This window comes from Kistimonas asteriae, from assembly GCF_018263925.1.
GTDB classification, from domain to species: Bacteria; Pseudomonadota; Gammaproteobacteria; order Pseudomonadales; family Endozoicomonadaceae; genus Kistimonas; species Kistimonas asteriae.
Genome location: NZ_JAEVHF010000032.1, coordinates 1 through 17,080, shown reverse-complemented (window position 1 = coordinate 17,080; position 17,080 = coordinate 1). Strand labels below are relative to the sequence as shown.

13 protein-coding genes and 2 pseudogenes are annotated in these 17,080 nt (G+C 54.2%); 4 read left to right on the top strand and 11 right to left on the bottom strand.

Annotated elements, in window-relative coordinates:
- A pseudogene (locus tag KHS78_RS21820) lies at positions 1-122 on the top strand (IS1595 family transposase); the annotation flags it as partial.
- A gap of 68 nt (positions 123-190) precedes the next feature.
- Here the strand turns inward: KHS78_RS21820 and KHS78_RS21815 are convergent.
- From KHS78_RS21815 to KHS78_RS21790, 6 genes are all read right to left on the bottom strand, one after another.
- Positions 191-952, bottom strand: coding sequence for an ABC transporter permease (locus KHS78_RS21815; RefSeq protein ID WP_211831127.1), 762 nt, complete (start codon positions 950-952; stop codon positions 191-193).
- Between the two features lie 2 nt (positions 953-954).
- Positions 955-1,644 carry an ABC transporter permease gene (locus KHS78_RS21810; RefSeq protein WP_211831126.1) on the bottom strand — a complete coding sequence of 230 codons (690 nt, stop codon included), beginning with the start codon at positions 1,642-1,644 and terminating at the stop codon, positions 955-957.
- A 63-nt stretch (positions 1,645-1,707) separates the two neighbouring features.
- Positions 1,708-2,463 carry a transporter substrate-binding domain-containing protein gene (locus KHS78_RS21805; RefSeq protein WP_211831125.1) on the bottom strand — a complete coding sequence of 252 codons (756 nt, stop codon included), beginning with the start codon at positions 2,461-2,463 and terminating at the stop codon, positions 1,708-1,710.
- A 90-nt stretch (positions 2,464-2,553) separates the two neighbouring features.
- The gene (locus KHS78_RS21800) at positions 2,554-3,327 is read right to left on the bottom strand and encodes an ABC transporter ATP-binding protein (protein WP_211831124.1); all 774 of its coding nucleotides are present in this window, start codon (positions 3,325-3,327) and stop codon (positions 2,554-2,556) included.
- Positions 3,328-3,815: 488 nt separating this feature from the next.
- Positions 3,816-4,532: an SIMPL domain-containing protein gene (locus KHS78_RS21795; protein WP_211831123.1), complete on the bottom strand. Its 717-nt coding sequence runs from the start codon at positions 4,530-4,532 to the stop codon at positions 3,816-3,818.
- A gap of 19 nt (positions 4,533-4,551) precedes the next feature.
- Positions 4,552-5,595: a GlxA family transcriptional regulator gene (locus KHS78_RS21790; protein ID WP_246506764.1), complete on the bottom strand. Its 1,044-nt coding sequence runs from the start codon at positions 5,593-5,595 to the stop codon at positions 4,552-4,554.
- A gap of 366 nt (positions 5,596-5,961) precedes the next feature.
- Here KHS78_RS21790 and KHS78_RS21785 point away from each other — a divergent pair, with 366 nt between their 5' ends.
- Entirely contained in the window at positions 5,962-10,782 is a 4,821-nt protein-coding gene (locus KHS78_RS21785; RefSeq protein ID WP_211831122.1) for an NAD-glutamate dehydrogenase, read from the top strand.
- A 130-nt stretch (positions 10,783-10,912) separates the two neighbouring features.
- Positions 10,913-12,139 (top strand): aspartate aminotransferase family protein, encoded by a 1,227-nt coding sequence (locus KHS78_RS21780; RefSeq protein WP_211831121.1) that lies wholly within the window; start codon positions 10,913-10,915, stop codon positions 12,137-12,139.
- A gap of 360 nt (positions 12,140-12,499) precedes the next feature.
- On the opposite strand, the gene KHS78_RS21775 is transcribed toward KHS78_RS21780, so the two are convergent.
- The 4 genes from KHS78_RS21775 to KHS78_RS21760 form a co-directional block, all read right to left on the bottom strand.
- Positions 12,500-13,066: a hypothetical protein gene (locus KHS78_RS21775; RefSeq protein WP_211831120.1), complete on the bottom strand. Its 567-nt coding sequence runs from the start codon at positions 13,064-13,066 to the stop codon at positions 12,500-12,502.
- A gap of 26 nt (positions 13,067-13,092) precedes the next feature.
- A protein-coding gene (locus tag KHS78_RS21770) for an IS1 family transposase (RefSeq protein ID WP_211831119.1) occupies positions 13,093-13,796 on the bottom strand; the annotation gives its coding sequence in 2 pieces (ribosomal slippage) (positions 13,093-13,547 and positions 13,547-13,796; 705 coding nt in all).
- Positions 13,797-13,854: 58 nt separating this feature from the next.
- On the bottom strand, positions 13,855-14,223 hold the full coding sequence (locus tag KHS78_RS21765) for a hypothetical protein (protein ID WP_211831118.1): 369 nt from the start codon (positions 14,221-14,223) through the stop codon (positions 13,855-13,857).
- A 20-nt stretch (positions 14,224-14,243) separates the two neighbouring features.
- Positions 14,244-15,929, bottom strand: a complete 1,686-nt coding sequence (locus tag KHS78_RS21760; protein ID WP_211831117.1) for a phytoene desaturase family protein — start codon at positions 15,927-15,929, stop codon at positions 14,244-14,246.
- Between the two features lie 268 nt (positions 15,930-16,197).
- Here KHS78_RS21760 and KHS78_RS21755 point away from each other — a divergent pair, with 268 nt between their 5' ends.
- Complete coding sequence (locus tag KHS78_RS21755; protein ID WP_211831116.1) at positions 16,198-16,791, top strand: DUF502 domain-containing protein; 594 nt, start codon at positions 16,198-16,200, stop codon at positions 16,789-16,791.
- 167 nt (positions 16,792-16,958) lie between these two features.
- On the opposite strand, the pseudogene KHS78_RS21750 reads toward KHS78_RS21755, so the two are convergent.
- Positions 16,959-17,080 (bottom strand): annotated as a pseudogene (locus KHS78_RS21750) (IS1595 family transposase); the annotation flags it as partial.

Here is a 17,080-nt window from a genome sequence, read left to right as displayed (position 1 = left end):
ACTGTTATCGATTTAACCGGCGCTTTGATTTGAAGGCGATGGTATCAAGGCTGGGTTACATGGCTGCGCGAACCTGCCCCATGCCAGCAAGGCTTCTCAAGCTGGCTGAGCCACAGTGGTAATCAGGTTGATGTATTTGCACGCAGATTACTGACTAAAAGGGGCCTTAATGGGGCCCCTTTTTTTGTTTTTAGCAGGAAGTTACTTTTTCAGCTATAACCGAACTTGTTTCCGAGGAGTCATTTATTTTTTTTGCGACGGGTTTGCGCTTTGCATTCAGGTGTCCGTTGAAGCGTTTCTCCAGTAGCCTGAAACCACCCATCATAATCAGGCTCAGTACGAGGTAGCAGGAACCTGCGGCCAGGAACATTTCAATCGGTGTATAGGTGCGGGCAATGATAGTTCGCGCCATACCGGTCAGATCCAGCAAAGTAATGGTGCTGGCCAGCGCGCTGCTCTTGAGCATCAGGATCACTTCGTTGCCGTAAGCTGGCAGGATCATGCCGAAGGCGCGGGGCAGAAGTACACGACGGTACATCTGCACCTTGCTCATGCCCAGTACACGACAAGCCTCAATTTCGCCCTTGGGAATAGACGCCAGTGCTCCCCTGAGGATTTCCGCAGAATACGCTGACGTATTCAGGCAGAAGGCGATGATCGCACACCAGTAGGGTTCACGCAGATACGACCAGAAAATACTTTCCCGGACAATCTCGAACTGCGCCAGCCCGTAATAGACGAGGAACAGTTGGACCAGCAGCGGAGTGCCGCGGAAAAAGAAGATATAGCTGTAGGGCAGCGCCTTGATCCAGAGTTTATTGGAGTGACGCGCCAGGCCGATGGGCAGCGCCAGGGCGGCGCCGAGAATGCCGGAGACGACCACCAGTTGAACGGTCATCCAGGCGCCTTCCATCAGGCGTGGGAAATAGTCGATGACAACACTGAAATCCATAATCAGGCCCTCGCGACGCCGCGGTTAGCGCGTTTTTCCAGGTAGTGGAGACCGATCATGGTAACAATGGTCAACAGCAGGTAAATGAACGCTGCAGCCAGGTAGAAAGTGAACGGTTCCTTGGTGTAATTCACGGCCACGCTGGCCTTACGCATGATGTCGTCCAGTCCGATCACTGATACCAGCGCGGTATCCTTGAGCAGTACGAGGAACAGGTTGCCGAGTCCTGGCAGCGCAAGCCGCCAGACCTGGGGCAGGGTAATGCGGAAGAAGATACGCAGCTTGCTCATGCCGAGCGCCAGTCCGGCTTCTCGTTGCCCAGCAGGAATGGACTGGATTGCGCCCCGGAAGACTTCTGTCGCATAAGCGCCAAAGGTCAGGCCGAGCGCCGTGACACCGGCGGCAAAGGGGCCGATTTCAATGTATTCGTCGTAACCGAACTGGCTGGCAATGGCCATCAGCACCGTGGTGGCGCCGAAATAGATGATCAGTACGGTCAGAAGTTCTGGCAGGCCGCGGATCAGGCCGGTATAGCCGGAGGCAATGGCGCGAGCCACACGAAAGCGGGACAGTTTGGCGGATGCGCCCAGCAGCCCCAGTGTCAGGCCGACTGCCAGGGCAGCCAGCGCCAGCTTGACGGTGACAATCGTGCCTGCCAGAAGCTGGTCTTCAAAGCCATGCAGTTCAAGCATGCATACATCCTCTACTTGCAGGAAGGGGGAGCGGCATAGCCGCTCCGTGTCCAGAGAGACCTATCAGTAGATGGAGAAGGGGAAGTACTTGGCGTTGATCTTGGCATAGGTGCCGTCCGCAACGATGGCCTGCAGGGCGCGGTTCAGCTTGTCACGCAGTTCCTGGTCATTCTTGCGTACGGCAATACCGATCTTGTCGTTTTTGTTAAAGGCTTCACCCTTGTACTCATAACCGGGTTCGTTTTTCAGCCATTCATAGGTCGGCAGTTCATCGGACAGGGCGCCATCCAGTCGGCCGGACTTCAGATCCAGATAGACACTGTCGTTGGTGTCATACAGTTTCACATTCACGACATCTGACAGGTTATCTTCCAGGTAGATGCCGCCGACCGTCGCTCGCTGGGCGCCGATGGTCTTGCCTTTCAGGGATTCAACGGCGGTGTCGAAATCCTTGTCTTTGTCTGCTACAAAGCGCAGGCCACCGGAATAGTAGGGATCAGTGAAATCAACGACGCGCTGGCGTTCTTCAGTGATCGACATGGAGGCGATAATGGCGTCAAACTTTCGGACTTTCAGGCCGGGAATCAGGCCGTCCCAGTCCTGGGTGACCATTTCACATTCCGCCTGCAGTTTTTCACACAGGGCGTCGGCGATATCCACATCGAAGCCCTGGGGCTTACCGGTTTCATCGATAAAGTTAAAGGGGGCCCAGGCGCCTTCGGTGGCAAAGCGGATCTTTTCAGCAGCCATGGCGCTACCCGCGCTGATAGCCAAACTGGCGGCGACAAACGTGGAAAGCAGTTTATTCTTGATTTTCATGGTGTTTTTCCTGTTCCGTTGTTTTTTTACTGCAGGCCTGTGAATGGCCATTTATCGTTGTTAACGGTATAACACGTCTGCTGTCCGGTATCAGAAGATGCTGGAAACAAAAGCCTTACAGCGTTCTGATATCGGGTTGCCAAACACCTGGGCAGGCGGGCCAAACTCTTCCACCTTGCCCTGGTGCAGGAACATAACCTGACTGGACACTTCCCGGGCGAAGGCCATTTCGTGCGTCACGATCAGCATGGTACGGCCTTCTTCCGCCAGACTACGGATGACGTTCAGTACTTCGCCGACCAGTTCGGGGTCCAGCGCAGAGGTGGGTTCATCAAACAGCATGACCTGTGGATCCATCGCCAGCGCCCGGGCAATGGCCACACGTTGCTGCTGTCCACCGGAAAGCTGGCTGGGATAAAAGTCTTTGCGCTCATACATGCCGACCTTGTGCAGCAGGCGCTCAGCATTTTCAACGGCTTCGGCTTTTTTCTGTTTCAGGACATTGACGGGCGCCTCAATGACATTTTCCATAATGGTCATGTGGGGCCAGAGGTTGAAGTTCTGGAAAACAAAACCGAGGCGTTCGCGCATCAGGGTGAGTTGTTTGTGATTGGCGGCATCCAGATCGCCGGAGTGTGCCCGTTTCAGGGCCAGGGCTTCACCGCTGATCGTGATCTCACCTTCAGTCGGTTGTTCGAGCAGGTTGATACAGCGCAGGAAGGTACTTTTCCCTGAACCGCTGGAACCGATAATGGAGACCACATCACCATCGTGTGCGGTCAGGTCGATGCCTTTGAGCACTTCATCCTGACCAAAGGTCTTGTGCAGATTCCTGATTTCTATTGCAGCGGGACCGGTTGACATCGTTATTATCTCCGCTGAATCCCGATTTGCAGGTGCTGGCAGGTCACTCCACCCGAAGGTCATGCCAGTGCCGTTACCGACGCCCTGTTAACGGGACCCGATCGTATTGCATCCACTGCCAGAGGACAGATAGACACCTTGTTATCGTGTTATTTGATTGTGTCGGGTAATCAAACTACCAGACAGCAGTAAAATAAGTTTTCAGAATCGGACATTTTATTTTCTCAGGGCGTCTTTTGGTTAAAGGGTGTTCAAACCACTGTCGTATGAATGGGTTTTGTTGCTGCAGGTCATTGCGTTACCTGAATGTGGCAATCTCTGCCTGTGTTCCGTGTGGATTGCGCCGTTGATGCTATTTCCCGGGATGTGCATACACGGTATGACTGGCTACTGCGCCGTGAAAGCGAAAAAACGCCTGCACACCTGAGCAATTCTGTCACCGCCAGGACGCAGCATCCGGAATGCTGCGTCCCTTGCCGCCTGAAAGATCAATCTGTCAGATAGTACTCAATGGTGGAAATCACCCGCACCTTCTTTATATAGGGCGTGTTTTTATCCCGATCCGTAATTTGGAAAACGCCCTGGCGGGCTGATTTGATTTTACCGAGCCGGCTGTCGGAATCCTGCGCGAATTTCTCTCCCACCTCCCGGGCATTGCGGGTGGCTTCTTCAATCATGGCGGGTTTCAGGGTGTTGAGGCCGGTGAACAGGTATTCGGTGCGGGCTTCGTAGTCATTGCTGGCGATGGCAATGCCAGCTGCTGCCAGCTCCAGAATCTCTTGCCGAGCCTGGCGTACCCGATGCACATTCGTTGTGTAAACGGTGACATCAGACTCCGCCGTGTAACGGAATCTGTTCTGGCCGGTATTGTAGTTCAGGGTCTCGTTATCGGTGATGGCCGGTGGGTTGATGGAAATGTCCTGGTCGGTAAAGCCCCGGTCATGGAGAAAGGTGACGATCTTGTCATTCTTGGTCTGGATATCCTTGACCAGTGTGCCCAGGTCGTTGGCCCCTTCCCGGAACCGGATCGGCCAGATAGCGACATCGGCGGGGACTTCCTTTTCTGCCAGTCCCTTGGCGATGACGGTTCGGTTCATTTGTTTGAAGGTAATCAGTCCGTCGGCGAGCTGGTAACCCAGCAGCCCGAAGGCGACGATGAGGCAGCCACCCAAGATGATGGCCGGAAACCGTGCTGATGATCGCATGTCGCTTTCCTCTGATAACTCACTCTAACGTGATATGAAGGCTGTCGGGTGCTTCCAGGGCCTTACGTTCTTCCCGGGGCGTCTGGCCGTAGTGATTCTTGTAGGCCGTGCTGAAGTGGGAGGCGCTGGTGAACCCGCAGGCCAGCCCGACCTGGAGAATGGATTTGTCGGATTCCCGAAGCAGGCGGCGGGCTTTTTCCATCCGGATATTAAAGTAGAACCGGGACGGTACCGCCTGCAGGTGTTTTTTGAATAACCGCTCAAGGTGTCGGCGGGACAGCCCGACATGGAAGGCGATATCATCCGTGGATAACGGTTCTTCAATATTGCTTTCCATCAGGGTGACCGCTTCCACGAGCTTGGGCTGACGGGCGCCAATGCGGTGCTGCAGGGGCACTCGCTGGGGGTCCTTGGCGGTACGGATCCGCTCGCAGACGAACTGTTCCGAGATGGAGGCCGCCAGCTCCATACCGTGGCGCTGGCCGATCAGGAACAGCATCATGTCCATGGCAGCGGTGCCGCCGCTGCAGGTGTACCGGTGGCCGTCCACTTCAAAAAGATTATTGGTGACCCGTATCAGCGGAAATTCATCACGCAGGTTTTCATAGTCCCACCAGTGGATGGTGGCGCGGCAGCCCTCCAGCAGGCCGGCACAGGCCAGCAGGTAGGAGCCGGTACCGATGCCGCCGAGCGCCGCTTTGCTCTGCTTTTGCTGTCGTAACCAGGCAATAATGTTCTCGTTTCCGGTGCGTGCCACCGGGCTGGCGCCGACGACAAACAGGGTGTCGACGTTGGTAGCATCGCGAATGCTGCAGTCAACGTCGGTAATGACACCGGCCGAGCTCGCCACCGGCTTGCCATCATGGCTGATCAGGCTATGTTCATACAGGCTTTCGCCGGTAATCAGGTTAGCCATGCGCAGCGGTTCGATCGCGGAGGAAAAGGCGATCAGGGAGAAGTTAGGCAGTAACAGGAAGCCGGTCCGGTGAGCCCGGTGGTTTTTGGTCTGCAACAGCGAACTACCAGCCGGTTCGGCGGGTTGGTGATTGAATACGTGCGACAATGGTGACTCACCCCTGAAATCTGCAAGAACAACAGTACGGCTTCGCTGGATGTGGTCGGTAACCGGGCTGCTGCCGGTGTCTGTGCAGGCAATAGGCGGTTTCTGACACCGGATATCCTAATGGATGGTTAATAAATGACAAATGCTTTTTCGTGGTCATCATTGATATGGGTCGCCTCATCACAATGTCAGACTGACGCAAGTCAATGTCGCATTCGGGCAATTTGGCGGTGGGGCTTTCCTTGATAATCAAGGGCAAATACCTACGAAAGCACGGTTTTGATAGCGTCTGGGAATGGTCGGGTGCGGGAAGTCCGATACTTTGGCCTGTCAGGCGGATTCCCTCACACGTACTGATATTTCGCTATGAATACCTTTATAGACCTTCGCAAGTTCAGCTCCGACCAGGCCAAACTCTGGGTGCGGGAGCGCATGCCCTCCAATGACATCGACCAGGCGCTGCGTCTGGCGGATATCTACTACCGCCATGCCCGGAGCACCGAGCCGGTGGATGGCGGTGCCGATGAGATGTATGGCGCTTTCCTCTGCCTGTGGCAGTTCATTCAGCAACGGTCAGCTGGGCAGTCCCTGGTGCGCGCCTATAACCCGACGCCGGAAGAACACCAGTGGCACTCCACACACAGCGTGATAGAGATCCTGTCTGGCGATATGCCATTCCTGGTGTCGTCCATCATCATGGAGCTGGATCGTCAGGAACTGCATATTCATGGCCTGACTCACCCGGTGATCAACGTCGTACGGGATAAGCAGGGGAAACTGCAGTCTGTCCATGACCATGATGAAACGGTCAAGGGCAGCCGCCCCGAAGCCCTGATTCGGATTGAGATTGAACGCCAGCCGGATGAAGCATCCCTGCAACAGATGGTCACGATGATTCGCCAGGTGCTGGCGGATGTCCACCGGGTCATTGATGACTGGCCGCGGATGCAGACGACCCTGGATGAAGCGATTGACTACTGTGCCAGTCATACCCAGCCGATTGCGGCGGATGAGCTGGAAGAAACTCTCGCGTTCCTGCACTGGCTCAAGGATGACAACTTCCTGTTCATCGGTTATCGCTATTACGAACTGGCGCAGGACGGTTGCCAGGCCAAGCTGTGTATTCGGGATGATTCCGGCCTGGGCACGTTCCGGAAAGAAGTCAGTGACAGCCCGAAGGAGATTCCCCTGGCGGAATCCCTGGTAGAAAAGCTGCAGGAGCCGGAACTGCTGGTGATCACCAAGTCCACCACCCGTTCCACCATCCAGCGCCCGGCCCATCTGGATTACCTGGGTATCAAGCATTTTGACGATAAGGGCAACGTCGTCGGTGAGTGGCGCTTCTTTGGCCTGTTCTCCTCCAAGGCGTATAGCGCGCCGCTGGAGCAGGTGCCGCTGCTGCGGGTCAAGGTGCAGAAACTGCTGGACAGTGCGGATGTGCCGGTGAACAGCCATGCAGGCCGGGCACTGCGTCACATTGTGAACCAGTATCCACGGGATGAACTGCTGCAGGCGGGTTTCGATAACCTGCACGAGATCATTATGGGCGTGCTGGAGTGCCAGGAACGCCGTGAACTCCGGGTCTTTATCCGCCCTGACAGCTATGGCCGTTTCATTAACGCCATGGTGTATGTGCCCCGGGATCGTTTCAATACCGAATTCCGGCTGAAATTGCAGCAGATTCTGTTGCGGGAGCTGGAGGGTCACAGTATTGATTTCAGTGTGCAACTCTCTGAGAACCCACTGGCCCAGGTGCAGTTCACCGTGCATTGCCAGGACGCCAATGACAAGGCGGTGGATGTCCGGCAGCTGGAAACCCTCATGACTGACGCCATGATGGTCTGGCAGGACCACCTGCAGAAAGCGCTGGTTGACAGTGCCGGTGAAGCCCAGGGCAGTCATCTTGCCCGCCGCTACGTGAACGCGTTCCCGGCGGCTTACCGTGAAGATAACCATCCCCGTCAGGCCGTGGCGGATATCGAGCGACTGGAAGGGCTGGAAAACGGCCATTCCCTGCATACCCTGCTGTACCATCCGGTGAACGACTTTGATCGTCTGCATTTCCGGGTACTGGGCCAGGGGGACATGCTGGCGCTGTCCGATGTTCTGCCCATTCTGGAGCATATGGGGGTTCGTACCCTGAGCGCCCGTCCCTACAGTGTCAGCCCGCGGGATGGTGAGTTGGCCTGGGTGCTGGATTTTGCCATCGCGGCCTGCAACGGTCTGGACATGGACGACAACGGGGTACGGAACCAGTTTCAGGAAACCTTTGTCCACACCTGGAAAGGGTCGGTGGAAAACGATGGCTTTAACGCACTGGTGATCAGTGCAGGCCTCGCCTGCCGGCAGATTGTGCTGCTGCGCGCCCTGGCCAAGTACCTGCTGCAGTTGCAGGTGCCGTTCAGTCAGAAATCCATGGAGCAGGCCCTGAATGGCAACCCCGCCATTACCCGCATTCTGGTGAAGCTTTTTGAAACCCGGTTTGATCCTGCGTTCAGCAAGAAGCGCGACAAGGCGATCGAGCAGTTGCTGGCACAGCTGGACACTGAACTGGATGCTGTCAGTAACCTGGATGAAGACCGTATCCTGCGTCACTACCTCAGTGCGATCCAGGCGATGCTGCGCACCAACTATTACCAGCGCACGACTGAAGGCGGATATAAGTCCTGCCTCTCCTTCAAGGTCAGCCCGGAACAGATTCCAGCCGCACCGTTGCCCCGGCCCAAGTTTGAGATATTTGTCTATTCCCCACGGGTGGAAGGCGTCCATATGCGCGGCGGCAAGGTTGCCCGTGGTGGTCTGCGTTGGTCGGATCGCCGGGAAGATTTCCGCACGGAGGTGCTCGGACTGGTCAAAGCACAGCTGGTGAAGAACGCCGTGATTGTGCCGGTTGGCGCCAAGGGCGGCTTTATTCCCAAGCAACTGCCGTCTGACGGTGGTCGTGAAGCGCTGATGGCGGAAGGTATCGCCAGTTACCGGGTCTTTATCAGCGGCCTGCTGGATATTACCGACAACCTGGTTCAGGGTGACGTAGTGCCGCCGCAGGACGTGGTGCGCCATGATGAAGACGACCCCTACCTGGTGGTGGCTGCTGACAAGGGGACCGCGACCTTCTCCGATATTGCCAACGATATGTCCGCCCAGTATGGCTTCTGGCTCGGTGATGCCTTTGCCTCCGGCGGCAGCCAGGGGTATGACCACAAGAAAATGGGCATTACCGCCCGAGGCGCCTGGGAATCGGTCAAGCGTCTGTTCCGTGAGCGGGGCGTGGACACCCAGCAGGAAGACTTCACTGTGGTCGGTGTTGGCGATATGGCCGGGGATGTTTTCGGTAATGGCATGTTGCTGTCCGAACATATCCGCCTGGTGGCGGCGTTCAACCACATGCACATCTTTTTTGACCCGCAGCCGGATGTCCAAACGTCGTTTGTCGAACGTCAGCGGTTGTTCAACCTGCCCCGTTCCACCTGGGAAGACTACGACAAGTCGCTGATTTCCAAAGGTGGCGGAATCTTCAGCCGACAGGCCAAATCCATCAGCCTGACCCCGGAAATGCGCAAGGCGCTGGGCATTGAAGGCAAGGTTCGCTCCATGACGCCGTCGGATCTGATCCGGGCGATATTGATGGCGCCGGTGGATCTGCTCTGGAACGGTGGTATCGGCACCTATGTTAAAGCGTCGACGGAAACCCATCTCCAAGTGGGTGACCGGGCCAACGACAGTGTTCGTATTGATGCGCCGGAACTGCGGGCCGCAGTGGTCGGTGAAGGCGGCAACCTGGGTATCACCCAGCGCGCCCGGATTGAGATCGCCCGCAACGGCGGACTGATCACCACGGATGCGGTGGATAACTCCGGCGGTGTCGACAGCTCCGACCATGAAGTGAATATCAAGATTCTGCTCAACCAGGTGGTCGCCGACGGCGATATGACCGTCAAGCAGCGCAACACCCTGCTGGCCAGCATGACCGATGAAGTTGCCGAGCTGGTATTACGGCACAACTTCCTGCAGAGTCAGCGGTTGAGCCTTAGCACGCACCAGTCTGCAACACTGTTCAACGATCACCGGTATCTGCTTCGTACACTGGAAGAGGACGGTCGTCTTAACCGTCAGCTGGAATGCCTGCCGTCTGATAAGGAAATCAAGGAACGTGCAAAGGCCGGGGAAGGACTGGCACGGCCGGAAATCTCGGTGCTGCTCTCGTATTCAAAGCTCAAGCTGTTTGACAACCTGGTGGAAGCGCAGGTCGATCAGGATGCAAGCCTGGCCACAGAGCTGCCACGCTACTTCCCGACCGCTTTGCGGAAACCGTTTGTTGACCGCCTGGATCAGCACCCGTTGAAGACGGAAATCCTGGCTACCCATATTGCCAATATGCTCGGTAACCGGATGGGCGCCACCTTTGTGGACTACCTGCAGAATGAAACCCGGTGCCAGCCCATTGATGCCGTGCGGGCGTATGCTGCGGTGCGGGATATCTTTGATGTACGGTCAATCTGGGATCAGTTTGAACAACTAGGTCTGGGTGTGGATGATGCCGTCCAGCGTGAAGAGTTGACCCGGGTGCAGCGCCATGTGGAGAAAGCCTGCATCTGGATGCTGCGGAACCATGGTGCGGGACTGGATATTGAAGCACTGGTCAACACTTATCGCCCCGGTGCTGAGACGGTAGCCGCTGACTTGGCCGGTTTCCTCGGTGAGAGTGACCGGGCGCTGCTGGCCGAACGTCAGCAGGCGCTGGTGGAAGCCGGGATGCCGGAAGACCTGGCGCTGACCTGCGCAAGCTTCCGCTACCTGTACTATGTGCTGGATATCGTCAGCATCGCGACACGCAATGACCAGTCGGTTAAGGCGACAGCCACCGTTTATTTCGGCCTGGAAGACCGCCTGACCCTGAACTGGTTGCGCAACCAGGTTCGCGGCCTGCCCGAAGGGGATCTCTGGCAGCGTAAGGCCAAGGCGTCCCTGCGTGACCAGCTGGATCGCAGCCTCGGTGAAAACACCGGCAGCATTGTCAGTGGCAACGGCGGTGATCCGCTGGTGAAACTGAATGCCTGGTTGGAATTGAGTGCGACACCGGTAAACCGCTGGCAGCGCACCATGTCGGACATTGAAAATGTCGGCAAGCCTGATCTGGCCATGCTCTCGGTCGCCATGCAGGATCTTGCCCTGCTGGCGAATGGTTAAGCCAATAAGCGGCAACTGATGTAAGAAGTGCCTCGTCAGTGAATGACGGGGTACTTCCAGTCTGAACGGACAACAACCCGACAATAACGAAAGAACGACAGTAACAGGATAAAAATTCCAGGAGTAAGCGATGACAGAACAGAATGTGACGCGGGCGACCTTTGATGAGGTCATGGTACCGAATTACAAGCCGCAGGATATGGTGCCGGTACGTGGCGAAGGTTCCCGGGTCTGGGACCAGAACGGTAAGGAATACCTGGATTTTACCGGCGGTATTGCCGTCAACGCTCTGGGCCATGCAAATCCCCGCCTGGTCAAGGCGCTGCAGGAACAAAGTGAAAAGCTGTGGCACCTGAGCAATGTCTACACCAACGAGCCGGCGCTAAAACTGGCAAAGCGCCTGACTGAACTGACGTTTGCCGACAAGGTCTTTTTCTGCAACTCCGGTGGTGAGGCCAACGAGGCGGCGTTCAAATTGGTGCGCAAGTATGCCTACGACAATGTAGGTCCGGAAAAGCATGAGATCATCTCTTTCCGGCAGTCTTTCCATGGTCGTACGCTGTTCACTGTGTCCGTCGGTGGCCAGGAGAAGTATCGTAAGGGGTTCGAGCCCGTTCCTGAAGGCATCACCCATGTTGAATTCAATAACCTGGAAGCGCTAAAGGCGGCAATGTCTGACCGCACCTGTGCGGTGGTTATGGAACCGATCCAGGGGGAAGGCGGGATTATTCCTGCGGATCCTGAGTTTGTCCGCGGTGTCCGTGAACTGTGTGATCAGCACAATGCCCTGCTGGTATTCGATGAAATCCAGACCGGTGTTGGCCGTACCGGGCACTTCTATGCCTACATGGAACTGGGGGTTGAGCCTGATGTACTGACCACGGCCAAGGCATTGGGTGGCGGTTTCCCGATTGGCGCCATGTTGACCACGGACAAATGCGCGGAAAGCCTTGGCTTCGGTACCCACGGCAGCACCTATGGTGGTAACCCACTGGGGTGTGCCGTGGCGCTGGAAGTGGTGAACACCATCAGTGATGAGCAAATGCTGGCTGATGTGCAGCGCAAGCATGGTTTGTTCGTTGAAGAACTGGATCGCATCAACCGTGAACACGGGATCTTCGAAGAAGTTCGTGGTAAAGGTCTGCTGATTGGTGGCGCGCTGAAGCAGGAATGGCATGGGCAGGGTGCCCGCTTCCTGGCAGCCGCTCGTGCAGAAGGCCTGATGCTGCTGGTGGCAGGTCCCCAGGTACTGCGGATGGCGCCGGCGCTCAATATTAGCGATGACGAAATTCGCGAAGGCATGCAGCGGTTTGCGCGTGCGGTTGCCAAGGTTGTAGCGAAAGGTTCGGAAGCCTGATACCTCCTATTGTCGCCATAAGTCACGTATGCAGACTTATGGCGGCTTTCTTCCATCTAACAAGGTGCCGCTTAGTTATATTCATCCGCAAATGAACTAGACGAAGCTGTGGAATGTTGGACATGTAAAAGCAGACTTTTCCTAAGTGGCCTTTAAAAACACTACAGTCGATGACTACTAACATAACCGCTCCTGGCACCATTAACGCCAGCAAAAGAATGACGAAGAAAAGATACCATGCAACAAGCGTCATGACAGACCTGAGAATTGTAATAATCCGTCAATAGGTGGCGGAATTGTCGTCTGCGCTCTGTGAGGTTTGATCAATAATTAAATCGAGCAGCGCCAGAATTTTTCCGTTTAGTCCAATTCAATAATGCCGTCATAATGGGGATTAAAGGTTAATAGGCGTGACTGTGTGTTGTAGTTACCAAAAACCAAGGAGCGATCAATGCTGTTGGTCACATTGACTTCACATTGCATTGGCAGTCTGACGCGATAACCATATGCCCGTGATGAATAGTTAATATCAATGGAGAAGGGGTGCTCGAAAAGATCAATGATATAGACATTTTTTAGCCTATTCATCGAACAGAAATAAAGGGCATAATTGTAATCATAGGTAGTTGATATGCCAGCCTTTAACGTTTTTCCCGACATGCTTCTTCCCGATACGGTATCAAAGTCCAACTTATACTCTCTTGCATTAATATACTGTTGAGTAAAATCATGCTCGAAGAAGTACTCTATTCCCCGAAAGACTTTGACCCCGTTTTCTTCTTCGTGAAAACCATCGTCTGCCCGAAAAACAACGCCTTTATAGAACACGGCTGGATTCTGCCTGCTCTCTGAGGGAATCCTTCTGGCCCAATACTTGTTTGGTAAATCTGCAATAACTGAGGGCGGCACTGTTTTAGTTTCCATCATAATAATCTCGAATTAGTGGTAATGCCTCAAACACGTTGATAGTGAGTGCGAGAGATAAACTCACCAATGACTTTATCGTGAAGCTCCTCTGAGCGGGAAAAGCAAATCGTTTTGCGAGCCAGTCTTTTTAAACGTGTACGTAACGTCAGATTGTTTCTCTCAATTCTTTGCGTGAACAACTTACCAATAACATGACGATTCTCCGGCAGGTGTGAGGTGTAAGGACTCCAGTTATCAGTACAGTAAAAGCTGAAACTATAGGGTTCAAGGAGTCTGAGCAGTGATTGGAGTGTAGACTCAGCCCTTCGCCCAAATGCATGGGCTATGACCCGTTTGAAGCGTGGCTCCCAAGCATAGAACAGCCACCACTGATTCCGCTTGTTCCCTACAAAAGACCACTGCTCATCCATCTCACAGAGTAGCTCTACCCTGGCCTTCTCGAAGGGATGGCTTGTTACTTGTTGGGGAGAGAGTTTTTTAAATGGCGGAATACGGTGTTTGGACTGATATTGGGTACTCGCCCCGTGTCTCTTACCCCTGCACCATTCATTGCCATGTCGATAATCCGCTCATGGGTACCTGACTGATTCGCGTTGTAGATGAACTCGATCTGAAAGCTGTGCTTACAGTCACGACAGAGGTAACGTTGCAGACCTGAGGGCACTTTACCGTTTCTCACAACAGCTTTGGTACCATCACAATGGGCACAAACAACATCAATCTTTGCCATAGCACCTACAGATAAAACGACAGCAATATACCGGTTCTATCTGTGATCTGTATTGCAATCAACGCATTGGCGACATTACCTTTAGTTCACTACTTTCAGCGTGTGGCTCACTTTCCTTTGAGGAAGCGGTTGCTTGCTCTGGAGGCTTGGGTGTTGAAGGTGTTTGTTTTAATGGAGGAGAGCCTGAGCTGGAAGCCATGTTTACATCACTCGTCTGTTGCGCATGCAGTTTGGAAAACAGGATTCTGGATAAAAATGCCAGACACTGGGTTGTAAGAGCTGTCGTGACAGTATTGGTTCTGTTTAACGCTTTTTTTGTCAGTATGAGTGACAGGTGTGGCGGACGATGACGAACACTGGGCAGGAATATGGCTTTCTCTCGTTCATAGAAAGCCAACATGATGGAGGATACGGAGGCAATATCCACCTTGCCTCCGTAATAGGGATTTACGCAGAAACTTGTTCCTTTGTTTTATTGTGTGATTCTTTTGCTGAATACGGTTTATTTTCTTTGGGTTCCCAGCTTCGCATCTGTTTTTGCAATTTCCAGCTACCTGAAAGTCCCAGTACGGAACAGGCGGTCATGAACCCGGACATGGCCGCACCCACAACACCGGCAGTCATGACATCCTGTCCGGTCAGGTACAGACCGGGAATCTCGGTTTTGGGTTTCAGCCAATCCTGATTAAAGCGCTGTGGATCGTGATCCAGCCCATAGATTTCCCCTTTTTTGTAAAAGCAGAAGAAGTCAGTGGACAGGGGGGTTGATAGTTCGTAGTAGTCAATTTTGCCACGCAGTTGCGGCAGTTTTTTATAAAGTACTTCCAGCAAGCGTTCGGAAAAGGCCGCTTTCAGTGCATCATAATCTTCACCCCGCTTACCCCAGGTTTCGTCTTTCCATTGTTCAAACCACTCAAATTTTGCCGGCGCCACAATTTCGATGGTGGCACGGTTGGGATAGCGTTCATCCCAGCTGGGGTCTTTGGCGGACGGGAATGAGACATAAACAACAGGGAATGGTTGACTGCTGTCAGCCAGGAAGTTGTTTACATTCTGCTCGTGGTTTTCATCCGGATAAATCCAGAAATTGGTTTGCGGAAGGTTGAGGTTCGCCGCCGTATCCGCGATACCGATATACATGCCGAGGTGGGTCATGGAAGGCCTGACCTGACGCAGCTTGTCGAGATACCCCGTTGCCTTTGCTGTGGCTTCCGGCAGTAAGCGCTCGAACGTGTTGTAGACACCGGTATTGCTGATGACCCGTTGTGCCCGGATTTCCGTACCATCTTTCATCCGCACACCGGTAGCTTGGTCATTCTCTACCAGAATGTCGGTGACTTCTGCGTAGGTGAACAATTCACCGCCGGTCGCCTGGATCTGGGGAATCATGGTTTCTGCGATACGGGAGGAACCCCCGATCGGGTAGTAGCCGCCGTGCATGTAATGGCGGGCGATCAGGGCATGCACCATGAAACTGGACTGTTCCGGCGGCAGGCCGTTATCGCCCCATTGTCCGGTGAGTACGGCGATCAGCTTTTTGTTACTGGTCAGACGACTGAGGACATCCACTGTGTGCTCATTGAAAAACGACGGCAGTTTTCCCTTGCCGACCAGCTGCATGGCTTTGTTGATCCAGACTGGCAGCAGTTTGCGTCCGATGAAGGCGGGCATGGCATTGGAGACCTGCTTGAGCAGGTCCAGGTACTGGTCAATCGCCTGGGTTTCATCTGGAAAGTAATGCACCATCTGTTTCCGGAATGCATCTTTGCCACGGAGCAGGTCGTACTGCTCGTCACCGATATAAAAACGGTCGTAGTTGTCTTCCATGGGCGCCCACTGGAGTTCTCCTTCGGTCAGGTAACCGAACAGGGCGCCGGCCATGGTGTCCGGGTTACCGACATCGCCGACATAATGTACGCCGACATCCCATTCGTAGCCATTACGGCTGTAACTGTGGGTGAATCCGCCAGCGGTGTAGTGCTGCTCAAGCACCAGCACTTTCTGTCCGGCTTTCGAAAGACAGACGGCTGCAGCCATGCCACCGGGGCCGGAGCCGATCACGATGGTGTCATAAGGGCCTTCCAGCCGGTTACTGCGATATCGACGCCCGATGCGGATCGTACTGGGTTTCATGTGACTACCCTTTTGCTTTTATCATTATTGTGCGGCGGTATGGGGCCGTGCTGTCGCACCCTTGTACGATAGAGCCATCGCCGGTCAGGCGACAGTGTATGTCTTCAGGGCGGGATGTGAAAGTAAGAGAGTACTGTCGTACTTGTTATGGGCTTACAACAGCGACTTTCGTTAAGATAAAAAACGCAGTGTGACGATCCCGCTGTCAGTCAGGGGGATCACGGTATACTGTGAGTGATATGGGTCGTTTTGGCGGGGAGATCGCTTTATGTCGCGCATCATGCGCTGGTTCCTTGAGGGGTTGGTGGTTCTGGTTCCCATCCTGATCACTGTCTACCTGTTTTCTGCGGGTATTAATTGGGTGGCTGACGTCCTGAGCCAAACCATCGGCCCCTATCTTAGCCGGGAGCTGCCGATTCACGGCCGCTGGCAAGTGGTGTTTATCAGCCTGGTGCTTGTGGTGGGTGTGACGATTCTTATTGGTGCAGTCACACATCTATGGCTGGGTAAGCACATCGTTCGGCTAGTGGACCAGGTGTTAACCCATATCCCGTTAGTGAAGCTGGTTTATGCCGCGATCAAGGATGGCGTAAATGCCATTATCGGTGATCGTCGTGAGTTTGATAAACCCGTACTGGTTGCTATCGGTGAGATGCAGGTGCCCGGTTTCATTACCCGTCACTCAACTGAGGATTTTGGTCTGGAGAATCATGTTGCTGTTTATTTCCCCATGGCTTTCAGTATTGCGGGTCGCGTGGTACTGGTATCGGCTGATAAAATCAGGCCTTTGGATAACAGCAGTGCAGAAGTAATGTCATTTCTGGTTTCCGGTGGGGTGACCTCCGGCAAAAAAACGCGATAAATACTGAGGGGTTAACTGATGGAAAAAGTGATCGCCCAATTCCCCACAATGCGCGAAAACCCTGGAGGTATGATAAATCTTCTTCCAGGTATCTTTACGGTGGAACGATTTTTTTGTCTTACTTGTTAAGGCCGTGGATAGTTTGATTAAATCTTTTTTGTTCCTGATTACCACTGTGGCTCAGCCAGCTTGAGAAGCCTTGCTGGCATGGGGCAGGTTCGCGCAGCCATGTAACCCAGCCTTGATACCATCGCCTTCAAATCAAAGCGCCGGTTAAATCGATAACAGT